Annotated in this window: 11 protein-coding genes and 3 pseudogenes; 10 read left to right on the top strand and 4 right to left on the bottom strand. The window is 62.6% G+C overall.

Annotated features, from left to right (window positions below; all coding sequences use genetic code 11):
- From J6497_RS36855 to J6497_RS42280, 3 genes are all read left to right on the top strand, one after another.
- On the top strand, positions 1-725 hold a 725-nt coding region (locus tag J6497_RS36855), incomplete at its 5' end, for a winged helix-turn-helix transcriptional regulator (protein WP_225709094.1).
- A 109-nt stretch (positions 726-834) separates the two neighbouring features.
- Positions 835-1,242 carry a VOC family protein gene (locus tag J6497_RS42285; RefSeq protein ID WP_225709093.1) on the top strand — a complete coding sequence of 136 codons (408 nt, stop codon included), beginning with the start codon at positions 835-837 and terminating at the stop codon, positions 1,240-1,242.
- 106 nt (positions 1,243-1,348) lie between these two features.
- Positions 1,349-1,705 carry a LysR family transcriptional regulator gene (locus J6497_RS42280; protein WP_376708333.1) on the top strand — a complete coding sequence of 119 codons (357 nt, stop codon included), beginning with the start codon at positions 1,349-1,351 and terminating at the stop codon, positions 1,703-1,705.
- Between the two features lie 53 nt (positions 1,706-1,758).
- Here J6497_RS42280 and J6497_RS36840 read toward each other — a convergent pair whose 3' ends face one another.
- The gene (locus J6497_RS36840; protein WP_225709091.1) at positions 1,759-2,595 is read right to left on the bottom strand and encodes an alpha/beta fold hydrolase; all 837 of its coding nucleotides are present in this window, start codon (positions 2,593-2,595) and stop codon (positions 1,759-1,761) included.
- A gap of 71 nt (positions 2,596-2,666) precedes the next feature.
- A pseudogene (locus J6497_RS36835) lies at positions 2,667-2,834 on the bottom strand (CoA-acylating methylmalonate-semialdehyde dehydrogenase); the annotation flags it as partial.
- Positions 2,835-3,025: 191 nt separating this feature from the next.
- On the opposite strand from J6497_RS36835, the pseudogene J6497_RS36830 reads away from it, so the two are divergent.
- From J6497_RS36830 to J6497_RS36825, 3 genes and pseudogenes are all read left to right on the top strand, one after another.
- Positions 3,026-3,215: pseudogene (locus J6497_RS36830) on the top strand (IS3 family transposase); the annotation flags it as partial.
- Between the two features lie 237 nt (positions 3,216-3,452).
- A pseudogene (locus tag J6497_RS41400) lies at positions 3,453-3,578 on the top strand (LysR family transcriptional regulator); the annotation flags it as partial.
- Positions 3,567-4,340 (top strand): LysR family substrate-binding domain-containing protein, encoded by a 774-nt coding sequence (locus J6497_RS36825; RefSeq protein ID WP_312010433.1) that lies wholly within the window; start codon positions 3,567-3,569, stop codon positions 4,338-4,340. The pseudogene J6497_RS41400 and the gene J6497_RS36825, both read left to right, overlap by 12 nt.
- Here the strand turns inward: J6497_RS36825 and J6497_RS36820 are convergent.
- The gene (locus tag J6497_RS36820) at positions 4,321-7,203 is read right to left on the bottom strand and encodes an ATP-binding protein (RefSeq protein WP_225709090.1); all 2,883 of its coding nucleotides are present in this window, start codon (positions 7,201-7,203) and stop codon (positions 4,321-4,323) included. The genes J6497_RS36825 and J6497_RS36820 overlap by 20 nt on opposite strands.
- A 177-nt stretch (positions 7,204-7,380) precedes the next feature.
- Here J6497_RS36820 and J6497_RS36815 point away from each other — a divergent pair, with 177 nt between their 5' ends.
- On the top strand, positions 7,381-8,469 hold the full coding sequence (locus J6497_RS36815) for a LysR substrate-binding domain-containing protein (protein ID WP_225709089.1): 1,089 nt from the start codon (positions 7,381-7,383) through the stop codon (positions 8,467-8,469).
- A gap of 205 nt (positions 8,470-8,674) precedes the next feature.
- On the opposite strand, the gene J6497_RS36810 is transcribed toward J6497_RS36815, so the two are convergent.
- Positions 8,675-9,136, bottom strand: a complete 462-nt coding sequence (locus J6497_RS36810; RefSeq protein WP_225709088.1) for a cupin domain-containing protein — start codon at positions 9,134-9,136, stop codon at positions 8,675-8,677.
- A gap of 960 nt (positions 9,137-10,096) precedes the next feature.
- Here J6497_RS36810 and J6497_RS36805 point away from each other — a divergent pair.
- From J6497_RS36805 to J6497_RS36795, 3 genes are read left to right on the top strand one after another with little or no spacing between them, the layout of a single operon-like run.
- Positions 10,097-10,279: a DUF3489 domain-containing protein gene (locus J6497_RS36805; RefSeq protein ID WP_249793914.1), complete on the top strand. Its 183-nt coding sequence runs from the start codon at positions 10,097-10,099 to the stop codon at positions 10,277-10,279.
- Positions 10,279-10,770, top strand: coding sequence for a DUF2924 domain-containing protein (locus J6497_RS36800; RefSeq protein ID WP_225709086.1), 492 nt, complete (start codon positions 10,279-10,281; stop codon positions 10,768-10,770). The genes J6497_RS36805 and J6497_RS36800 overlap by 1 nt, the downstream gene beginning before the upstream one ends.
- On the top strand, positions 10,760-11,596 hold the full coding sequence (locus J6497_RS36795; RefSeq protein ID WP_376708332.1) for a recombinase family protein: 837 nt from the start codon (positions 10,760-10,762) through the stop codon (positions 11,594-11,596). The genes J6497_RS36800 and J6497_RS36795 overlap by 11 nt, the downstream gene beginning before the upstream one ends.
- The last annotated feature ends 69 nt before the right edge of the window (positions 11,597-11,665 follow it).

Genomic DNA, 11,665 nt, shown 5'->3' with positions numbered 1-11,665 from the left:
CTGCCGCGATGGCCGGTTATGGACAGTTTTGCTCGATCGCGCGCGCCCATGAAGTCTTGGGTGGACGCTGGACGCTGCTTGTGGTGCGGGAACTGCTCTGCGGGAGCCGACGCTTCAACGACATTCGCCGAGGCATTCCTCGCATCTCCAAAACCATGTTGTCGGAGAGGCTCCAGGAACTGATCGCTATCGGCGCAGTCGAGCGCCACGATGGAAACTCGGGGCCGGAATATGAACTCACGGCGTCCGGGAAGGAGATCAGCTCCGTCGTCATGGCCTTGGGCACATGGGGTCAGCGCTTCCTGCCGCGTCAGTCCGAGAAGGAAAATCTCGACGCGGAGCCGCTGTTCGTCGATATGCAGCGGCGCGTGCGGAGCGATGCGCTCCCCGCTCGACCGATCGTCGTTCGGTTCGAGATCGACGGTATGAAGCCCCGCTTTCTGCTGCTCAAAGCATCCGAAATATCTTTTTGTCTGGTGAACCCCGGGTTCCCCGAGCCATTGCTCGTGCGCGCAAAGCTACCAGTTCTAGTTGCGTGGTGGCGGGGGGACGTCAGCTTCATCGAAGCGAAACGGCTGGGGCTCGAGCTTTCTGGAAAGCGCGATCTGGCCCGCGCGTTTCCGACATGGTTCGATCGGTATCTTTTCGCGGATGTATTGCCGGTCGACGCCAGTTCTCAGCCGCGCTCGGCAGCCGACGATCGCTCAATCCGACTCGTAAACTAGGCCGTTCGGAAGAAGGAGGTCTCGCCGATGCTCATCGACCACTCCGACTTCAGATCCGCGAGCCTTCAGTGGGCGAAGGTCGAAGCGGCCGAGTTATCAGGAGGGTAAGTTGGACAAGGCAGGAAAAGCGCGCGTCGTCGGCTTCAATCACGTCGCGCTCGAGGTCGGTGATATCGACAACGCGCTTGTCTTCTACGGTCAGCTGTTCGACTTCGAGCTTCGCGGCAGAAACGGTGCGATGGCCTTCGTCGATTTGGGTGATCAGTTTCTGGCACTCCAAAAGGGCCGGCGGCAACCGCCTGATGACGGGCGCCATTTCGGACTTGTGGTCGATGACACGGAGGCGGTCCGCGCCGCCATGGCGGAGGCTGGCGTCGAGCGGCTGCCCCGGGCGGTTCCTCGGTTTCCTCGATCCTTGGGGCAACCACGTCGAAATCGTCGCTTATCAAGCCGTCCAGTTTACCAAAGCCCCTCATGTGCTGCGCGGCATGGGGCTCGCGCATTTGTCGAAGAGTGAAGCCGCAATTCGCGAACTCGCTGACAAAGGCATGGCGCCAGATGACGCGCACAGCTCACGCGGCAATTTGGCAAAGGGTTCGTAGAGGCCGTACCGGTGTTTCAAGGTGGATTTGCAGTCAATCAACCAAGCGCTCCTCGTGTCGGAGCAGCTCAGTTTCCGAGCCGCGGCGGCGGTCCTCGGCACGGCTCAATCCGCCGTAAGTCAGCGCGTGCGGGCGCTTGAGGACGAACTTGGCGTCTCTCTATTTGAGCGCCACAGCGGAGGCGTTCGAACGACCCGCGCAGGTAGGCGTTTTCTAAGCTTGGCGCGCTTGGCGCTCGCGGAACTCGACTATGCGGTGCAAAGCGCTGGGAATGCGGGTCGCGGGAGCGAAGGCTCGCTTCGCATTGGCATCTTTTCGTCGATGGCAACGATGTTCATAGGTCCGCTGTCGGGCCAAACCCGGACGTGTTTCTCGTGATCCTCGACCGCCGGTTTTGACCCGAAGCCGAAGTTTCCGACGCGTGTAGATGTCTACACGCCTGTCGCAGAGATTGACGCCGTCACCCGGCCGATGAATGTGTCTATAATCTCGTTGACGGTGTCCGCGTGCGTCACCGGACCCATATGTCCTGCGTCTTCGATCTCGGCATACGCCGCTCCTGGCCACAGGCCGCGCAGCACGTCCATGACGGCCATTGCGGCGGCTGTCGTCCGTGAACCGCCGATCAATTGAATAGGCATCTTGAGTGCAGCGAGTGCCTCGACCGTTGCTCCGTGCGGCTCGAAGGCTGTCGGCCATTCGACGGGAACCTTGGCCATGCGCGCCCTCACCGCTTCGCGCAGCTTGGCGTCCATCGCGTCGTAGGCGCCGGGGCCGACCCAATATTCGATGAAGACACGCGCGGCTTCGTCGGTGTCCTTCTCACCAACGTAACGAATGACGCGATCCGCAATGGCCTTGATTTCGGCATGCTCGGATACTCTTCCCGAAGGGGCAAGCAGGTAAAAGAGTGTCGGCTCGGCCAGGGTTAGGCTTCGCACCTGTTCTGGCATTCGGACGGCTACTCGCGCTAGAACGGAGCCTCCGAACGAGTGACCGACCAAATGAACCGGCTGCGAGATCAAGCGCACGAGCGCCTCGACAATCGCAATCTCGTGCTCCATCAGCGGAATGTCGCCCGAATGCGCCGCTGTACGTCCGTATCCGATGTGATCAGGAGCGACTAAGCGATAGCGGCCCGACATTCGCTTGAAGAGCCCCCGCCATTGTCCACTTGAGGCAGTGGAGCTATGCCCGAGCACCACTGGGACGCCGGTACCTTCGTCGCGATAGTAGGCGTTGAGGCCATTCACAGAGATTTGCGGCATCGAGGCAGCCCTCCGACCTTGCCCCCTGAGCGCACCGGTGTGAGTCCCGCGACGGACAACACCTCGGTCAACTCCGGCTGTGCCGCCCTGGCATTCTCAACCGCGGCACGCACTTCGGCCTTCGATGCCAGCGCCACCTTGGCCTGGACGTCGCCGGACATGGGCTCGAAGACGTCAGCCGTGCGTGCCGAGTTGCCCTTGACCTCGCGGCCACCAATAAAGTGTCCGATTGCGCGCATCGTTTCCTCCAATCCTGACCGAACTCCGGTTTTGGTCGGCATCTTGCAGTCATGTGATCGGCGCATCCGACCTCGAATGCCAGTTGTTGACGGCCCTTATCTGAGCCTGTCGTCGACCGCAAATCCAACATCGATTTGTTGGATTTTAATCAGGCATACTGATTAAATCGCCCCGGCTTGACGGTCGCCGTCTCGATCGCCAGTTTGAGGCGCTGCAGCCGAGCCGGAATTGGGTCCTCATTTCACCTGTCTCTGGACGGCCGAGGGCTGGCTCTATGTTGCTGCCGTCGACTTCGCGTTGTCGGTTGGTCGATGAACGCCACGATGACACCGCAGTTCGTCGCCGATGCGCTGATCATGGCGATGCCCGCGAAATGGAGAAGCGTTTGCGCGTTGTCGCTTCTCGAAGAAAGAGGTTCACGCGCTGCTATTGCCGCTGCCCGGCGTTTTCCTCGGCCTTGGCAAACGCCATTATCACCGGCAATAACTTGAACTTGCGGTTATCTGCAGATCCAACATGGAATTGTTGGAATGTAATCACGGGAGGCTGATTAAATTGGCACATGCTTGACGCTCGCCAGCTTCGCTATTTCATAGCCGTCGACCGAAGAGCTCAGCTTCGCGGGCGCCGCTGACCGGCTGAACGTGGCGCAGTCCGCGGTCAGCCAGCAGATCAAAGGGCTGGAGGAGGCGTTCGGCGCTCGTCTGCTGAACCGTCGCAAGCGGACCGCAGTGTCGCTCACGGAGGCGGGACGACTGTTCCTGTCCGAAGCCGAGGCCGCCATCCGTCAGCTGGAGAAGGCCGAGCAGGTCGGGCGTCTCGCGGCGCGCGGCGAACTGGGCCAGATCGAGGTCGGATATGTGACATCGGTGGCCATGAATCGGATCCTGCCAAGCCTGCTGCGGGAGTACCGCCGAAGCCACCCCGCGGTGCAGCTTCGCCTCACGGCGATGGAGACGCCGCGGCAGCTCGTCGCGCTCGCCGAAGGTCGGCTGGATGCGGCCCTGATACGGCCTCGGCCCAGCTACGCGGCGGGGATAGCGGCCCGTGTGATTCTTCGCGAAGCTCTTTGCGTGGCGCTCGCCGCCGACCATCCGCTTGCGCGCAGCCACACTCTGCAGGCGGCGGACTTGGGCAATGAGGCTTTCATCATTCCTCACGTCGCGACCTTCGGAAGCCACCTCGAGCGGCTGGCAGCCGCTGGCAGGTTTTCGATCAAGATCGTCCATGACGTCGGCGATTTCGTCACCGCGCTCAGCATGGCCGCAGCCGGCTACGCGCTGCTGGGGCCTGAATCCATGTGCGGATTGGGCTTCCCTGAGGTCGTGTTCCGGCAGCTGGCGGACTTTGCTGAGGAGGTGGAGCTCGCCGTCGCTTTCCGCGCAGCCGAGCCCTCTACGAGCGTCCGCGCCTTCGTCGATGCAGCCATCGCGCTCGGGAGGCGTCGAGAGCTTGACGCCTCCATGGGGACGCCCTCGACACCCACTATTGGCGGGCGTCGATGAGCGCTTTTGCCGCCTGCAGGTCGACGGTGTCGAAGCCCTCGGTGAACCGATCGTAGACCGGCCGGAGGAGTGCCATCGCCTCGGCGGGACGGCCCTGATCGCGCAATAGGCGGGCGAAGCTCGTGGCAGCGCGTAGTTCCCAGGACAGCGCGCCTTGCCGACGCGCCCAGTCGAGCGCTTGCCGGAAGTGATCCTCAGCCGTTGCCGCAGCGCTGGATCCGCTCTGCAACAGAAGAAGCTCGCCCTTGACGCGCAGCAACTCGGCAAATATCCAGCGTTCTTCGGTGCGTTCACACTGGTCGAGCGCCGCCTCGAGCAAGATGAGCCCATCGCCGATCTGGCCAGTACGGGCGAGGGCCTCTCCCGTCACCGTGCAGAACGTAATCGACCGCCAGGCGGCCCTGCCCTCACCGAGTCCGTAGTGGCCGGCGCGCAGCAGCCGTAATCCGGCATCGACGTCGCCACGTCTGATCAGCAGCATTCCCCGATTGCTACGGCCCAAGGCAGCCCAGAACGGCAATGAATACCGTGCCGACTGCTCGATCAGCGTTTTCAGGTGAGATTCCGCTGCGGCCAGATCGCCAACCGCCAGCGCGATCGGGCACGCCTGCGACAGGGCGTAACACAGCGATCTTACATGATTGGCGCCGCGAGCTTCCTCAACGCTGTTTTCGGCGGCGCGCATCGCCTGATCTGGAAAGCCTTCCAACCACAGAATCCACGCAAGAAGAACGCGCGTCGCCACGTGCGGGCGAAGCTGAAAGCGAAGGAAGGGCGACGCGTAATTGGGAGTGATATACTCACCGAGCGCCCGATCGAGATGAGACCGCGCGCTCGGTTGGTCGCCCAAACAGTGCTGCGAGATAGCCATGATGCGCTCGCCGACCAGCCGATAGATGGGGTCGGGCCGGTTCGCCGCCAGGGCCCAGAACCTTTCCGCCAGTTGCAGCGCCATGCGATGCCCGCTGCTTACGAAATGAAAGAACCACAGGCCCCAAAGCGAGGTCAGCCGGTACTCGGCATCGTCAAGGCTCTCGGCAATCTCGAGGGCCCTTGTCCAGGCTGCGCCAGCCCCAAGAACGGCCTCCTTGGCGTCATAAGTATACATCAGCAATCCGCCGAGGGCCGCATGGAGCTTCATCTCACGGCGCGCATCGGCGTTCGTTCCCACTTCGATAGCGGCAAGCGCCCGAGCGACGCGACTGCGACACTCGTGCAGCAGCGACAGGTGCATCCATAGAGGCACTGTAGCGGCGGTCAGCGCCACGCCGATCGAGGCCTCGCCATGCGGTGAGAAGGCCCAGTCGAGCGCCGCGCGCAAATTGTCGATTTGACGCCCGTAGTCGTCAAGCCACTCGACCGCCGATCGCGTATCCAATTCGGCTTCGATCTGCTCGAAGAAATCCCTGTAATATTCGGCGTGACAACGCGCGATCCGTTCGCCCTCCCCGCTTTCGCCGAGCTTTTCGATCGCGTAGGCCCGCGTTGTGTCGAGCAAGCGGTAGCGCGCGACGCGACCGTCAACTTCCGCCGCAACGAGCGACTTCGCGACCAGATTGGAGAGACCCTCGACGACTTCCGACTGTGGAAGCTCGGGGCTCGCCACAACCGCACTGGCCGCCTCCAGTCTGAAGGCGCCGGCGAAGATCGCCAGGCGGCGCAAGATCACGCGTTCGGGCTCGCCCAGGAGCTCATAGCTCCAGTCGAGCGTCGCGCGCAGGGTCTGGTGCCGTGGCAATGCGGTCCGCCGGCCGCCGGTCAACAGCCGGAAACGATCGTTGAGGCGGGCGGCGACCTCCTCGATGCCGAGCGCGCCGCCGCGCGCCGCTGCCAGCTCGATCGCCAGCGGGATGCCGTCGAGCTGCCGACAAATCGTCGCGATGGACGCGGTTACATGCCGATCCTCGGAAACATGGGCCCCGCTCGCGCGCGATCGGAGGACGAACAGCCGGAGCGCGCCGGACCGCCAAAAGTCATCGCCCTCCGCGGCGGGCACGGCGAGCGGCGGCACCGGGTAGATCCACTCGCCTTCTGCCTTCAGCGGCTCCCGGCTCGTTGCGACGACATGCGCCGCCGGGCTGGCGTGCAACAACGCCTCGACCATGTCCGCCGCGGCAGCGATTACATGCTCGCAAGTGTCGAGCACCAGCAACAGAGGCCGGTCGGCAAGCGCCTGCGCCACGCGTCGTGCCGAAACCTCACCGCCAGCAAACTCAAGCCCGACCGCTGCGGCAACCGTGGCGGCAACCAAGCCGGGATCCGCGAGCGGCGAAAACTCGGCCAGCCACACGCCGCCGGGAAAATGCGGCAGTATCTGGCGCGCGGCCGCGAGCGCGAGCTGCGTTTTGCCGATGCCGCCGGCCCCGGTCAGCGAGACCAACCGATGAGAGCCGATGAGGCTTACGACTTCCGCGACCTCGGCATCACGGCCAATCAGCTCGGAAACAGGTGCCGGCAAGTTCGTCGGCGGCAGCGTCCCTGCGGGCTGCGCAGCCATGCCAGCGGCGGTGCGCTCGACCGGGCTTTCCGACGACACGTGGACCTCGCCGGCAAACTGGTACCCGCGTCCGGAGACCGTGCGGATCAAATCCCGCTCGGCGCCGAAAGCAGCGCGCAACGCCGCGATCTGGGATTGCAGATTATTCTCATCAACCACCCGGTCGGGCCACACGCGCGCCATCAGTGCGCGCTTGCCGACGACCTCGCCGCGCGCCTCAATCAGCGCCATCAGCACGTCGAAGGCGCGCCCGCCGAGCTTGATCGGCTGGCCATCAGCGAGCAGTTCACGACGGTGCGGCGAGACCTGAAAACGCCCGAACGCGACGCTCGCCGTCGTTTCGGAGGCGGGTTCCATCGCTCGCATTATAGCGGTCCGCCGCGCCACCGCAAATTTCAGAATTTTTCAGGAAAGACCGGCAGACAGCGCGCCAGCCCAAGATCTTTCCACGTCTTTCCGGAGCGCGCCCCAAGTATTTCCAGTTCCTGCTCCCTAGCTGTGTGTTGTCCGGTCATGGACGATGCAGTAGCCCGAGGAAACGCGATGGTCGACGGAGATCTTCGGAATGACAACTTGGCTCGCAGACTGGCCGAGGAGGATATCCAACGCGCGGTGATCGCAGCGCATACGAATGCACTACAGGGCCCCGAAGATATGCGGCGCCGCGCGTTTAACGCGGCGCTGCGCGTTGATGGAATACGTCATCCCAACATTTCCGAAGCCATCGCCCGCCGCCGAGTCGCGCTTGACGTTCGCCAGCTTTGCTATTTCGTAGCCGTCGCCGAAGAGCTTAGCTTCGCGGGCGCCGCTGACCGGCTGAACGTGGCGCAGTCCGCCGTCAGCCTGCAAATCAAGGGCCTGGAGGAGGCGTTCGGCGCTCGTCTCCTGAACCGTTGCAAGCGGGCCGCAGTGTCGCTCACGAAGGCGGGACGGCTGTTCCTGTCCGAAGCCCAGGCCGCCATCCGTCAGTTGGAGAGGGCTGAGCAGGTCGGACGCCTCGCGGCGCGCGGCGAACTCGGCCAGATCGAGATTGGGTATGTGACGTCGGTGGCCATGAATCGGATCCTGCCAAGCCTGCTGCGTGAGTATCGCCGAAGCCACCCCGCGGTGCAGCTTCGCCTGACGGCGATGGAGACGCCGCGGCAGCTCGAGGCGCTCGCCGAAGGTCGGCTGGATGCGGCCTTGATACGGCCCCGGCCCAGTTACGCGGCAGGGGTGGCGGCCCGTGTGATTCATCGCGAAGCTCTTTGCGTGGCGCTCGCCGCCGACCATCCGTTTGCGAGCAGTCACACTCTGCAGGCGGCGGACTTGGGCAACGAGGCTTTCATCGTCCCTTACGTCGCGACCTTCGGAAGCCACTTGGAGCGGCTGGCGGCCACTGGCAGGTTCGCGATCAAGATCGTCCATGACGTCGGCGATTTCGTGACCGCGCTCAGCATGGCCGCGGCCGGCTACGGGGTGGCGATGGCGCCCGAATCCATGGGCGGATTGGGCTTCCCTGAAATCGTATTCCGGACGCTCGCGGACTTTGCCGAGAAGGTGGAGCTCGCCGTCGCATTCCGCACATCCGAACCCTCTGCCAGCGTCCGCGCCTTCATCGATGCAGCCATCGCGCTCGGGTCGTCTCTATGAGGCGCCAACGCTGGATTGAACGGGACCTGCGAGCCGAGTGGCACTCCGCCGTTGCCGTATCAAAGGCAGAGGTGGTCACCGTTGAGCGCGTGTACCTCGAGGGTCGGGGGCGAACGCGTGCCGAGGCAATGACCTTCCGCCAAAAAGGCTCACGGATCAGCCCGACGTGCATCTTCAAGGCCGGGGCGAGAGCATCGTGTAAAGGTTATCGAACAGCGCAGGCCCCGTGACCCGTGCCGTATTTGTTGGCTAGGGCAGTCATCTCAGCGAGTTCGGTCGTCGCGTGCCTTCGAAACAATTCCTCGAGTCCTCCGGGGCTGAAGATCACCAGCATGCGGAGGGGAGCATCTTCCGAAGGATTGCACCAGGCATGAGGTACGCCTCTAGCCATGGTGATGGACGAGCCGGCAGCGACTTCCGCTTTTCTGTCTCCATTCGCGATGAACGCTCTACCCCCCAGGATAATGAAGTGCTCGTCCGCATCGTCGTGAACGTGCATTGGCACACCGTTTCGAGCGTCCGCGACGACCTCCAGCATTGAATAGATGCCTTTCGTTTCGGCTGAGGATGTGCGGATGATATAGCGTTCCCCGCGTATGACCTCTGACCACTCGTTCTCACGTTCGTGACCGTTCGAAGGTTCTTTGAGCGATTTTTTCGGCTTCATCACACTTCCCTTTCTGTTCGCTTCAGAACCAAAGACGCCGAAGTGATAGAAGTGGCGCGCTACCCATTTGTCGCCTCTTACGGCGCCTTGCCTATAGATGAGAGAACATCGGCAATCCCGGCGTCGAGAGGTCCGCTTGCAGGATCGATCCTGTCTCGGATTCCACAATGAAGAACCGACCCAGTACACAGAGGTTGAGATACGAGTGCACATCATCTACATGCGGCAGAACGTGATCGAGTTCGGCGCCATGGGCCGAAGCCCGAATAGCTTTCGTGAGTTCCGGAGTTCGGGCAAATCGCCGGCGAAAGCCCGCACCAGCACCGCAAAATAAGATATTTGCCTGCCCGGACTATCGTCCGCTGCATCGCGATCACTTCGTGATCGCAAAGGCTCGATGTTCGCCACAAGATTACCCACTATTCCGCTCGACTTCCGGGGCCACCAGAGCGTCACTGTCGCCCCCAAAGGGAGGGACCCATAGATAGCGCCATCATTGATCAGGCCATTACAGCTTACTTCACTGAAATCCATGCGCGGCTGAGCGAGGCCGCCCGCATTGCCAAGGCCGCCGAAGCGAGCGCGTTGGGCGGCAGTATCGTCGAGGGCATTTTCGTCTCGATGGACATCGAGCAACTGATCTACGAGGCCGGGCGGTTGCATGACGCCCCCTCCCTGCTGAAGCGGCTGTCGCACGATTAGACCGCCTTCGTACTCCCTTAGGCTCGCCCCGTCCGTTCGGCGGGGCTATGTCGGTGGCAGCACAATGATGCTGTCGTTGACACAGAGGAGAGCCATATGGCCACCAGCAAAGGTAAATCGAAACCGGCACGGAGCGCCCGGAAGCCCACTCGCGAGGCGAAGCGTCTGGCCAAGAGCCGTGATGTTGCCTAGTCAACGCCGGCAGCCTCACGGAAGTCGTCCGGCTCGACACCTTCCAAACAGGAAACGGTGCTGTCGATGCTGCGCCAGCCGAAGGGAACGACGATCGCGGCCATCATGAAGACCACCGATTGGCAGCAGCATTCGGTCCGCGGCTTCTTGGCCGGCGTGGTCAAGAAAAAGCTTAAACTCAATCTCGTTTCCGAAAAGGTCGGTGATGAGCGGATCTACCGGATCGCCAAAGCAAGCAAGGCTCGGTGATGCCTGCGCAATCGAACCCGCCAATTAAGCCTGCCGATCCAGCCGTTGAGGCCGAACTGGATCGGTTGCCGAGAACGCCGATCGCGCAGTTGCGCGATCGGTATCGGGACCTGTTCCGGGCCGACCCACCCAAAGCGTTCGGCCCGGACCTGCTGCGGCGGAGCATCGCACAGCGGATTCAGGAGAGGGCCTACGGCGGGCTCTCGCGAGAGTCCCAGCGGCTGCTCGATCAGCTGGTCAAAGCGGCGATTGCAAAACCGAACGGCCGGCTTGAACTGCCGCGGCGGATCAAGCCGGGTTCGGAACTGGTGCGGACGTGGAAGGGCAAAAGCTATCGGGTCGTGGTGATGGCGGACGGTTTTTCCCATGGCGGCAAGATTTTCGGCAGCCTTTCCGAGATCGCCTCCGAGATCACCGGCACCAATTGGAACGGGCCGCGGTTCTTTGGATTGCGCTCCCCATCCGGCAACGGGGCAACCAATGGCAAGTGAGCCCAAGGCACTCCGCTGCGCCATCTACACCCGTAAATCCACCGAGCACGGCCTGGACCAAGAGTTCAATTCGCTCGACGCCCAGCGCGATGCCTGTGAGGCCTACATCAAGAGCCAGTCCTCGTTGGGCTGGCGGGTGCTGCCCCAACATTACGACGATCCAGCCTTCTCCGGCGGCAATCTCGACCGTCCCGCCTTGAAGAGGCTCTTGGGCGATATTGAGGCTGGCAAGGTCGACGTCGTCGTGGTCTACAAGATCGATCGCCTGACCCGGTCCTTGGCGGACTTCGCCCGGCTGGTCGAAGCGTTCGATGCCCGCTCGATCTCGTTCGTGGCAATCACTCAACAGTTCAACACCACGACGTCGATGGGGCGACTGACCCTCAACGTGCTGCTGTCCTTTGCCCAATTCGAGCGAGAACTGTCGTCCGAACGGGTGCGAGACAAGGTCGCCGCCTCCCGGCGCAAGGGCAAGTGGACGGGCGGTACCGTGCCGCTCGGCTACGACGCCAAGGACAAGAGGCTGGTCGTCAACAAGGCCGAGGCCGAAACCGTCCGAACCATCTTCCGCCTCTATCTGGAACTCAAATCCTTCGGCAGATTGGTGGGCGAACTCGATCGCCGCGGTATCGTCACCAAGCGCCGCGACACCAAGGTCGCGAAATTCAACGGCGGCATTCCCTTCACCTACGGTCCCCTCGCCTATCTCCTGAAAAACCGCATTTATCTTGGCGAGGTACACCACAAAAGCAACATTGCTGCGGATCGCGACCGCTCGCAAAGTGATCGTGATGCGCATGCAGAAGGTGATGAGGACGAGCGATGAAGCCAAATAGCCGACTGCTTCGATGAAGGCATTGAGCACGCCCCCTGCTATATTGAACGTCGATCTACG

The organism is Bradyrhizobium cenepequi (genome assembly GCF_020329485.1).
Lineage (GTDB): Bacteria > Pseudomonadota > Alphaproteobacteria > Rhizobiales > Xanthobacteraceae > Bradyrhizobium > Bradyrhizobium cenepequi.
The sequence above is the reverse complement of the archived record's forward strand: the minus strand, read 5'-3'. Positions and strand labels throughout refer to the sequence as shown.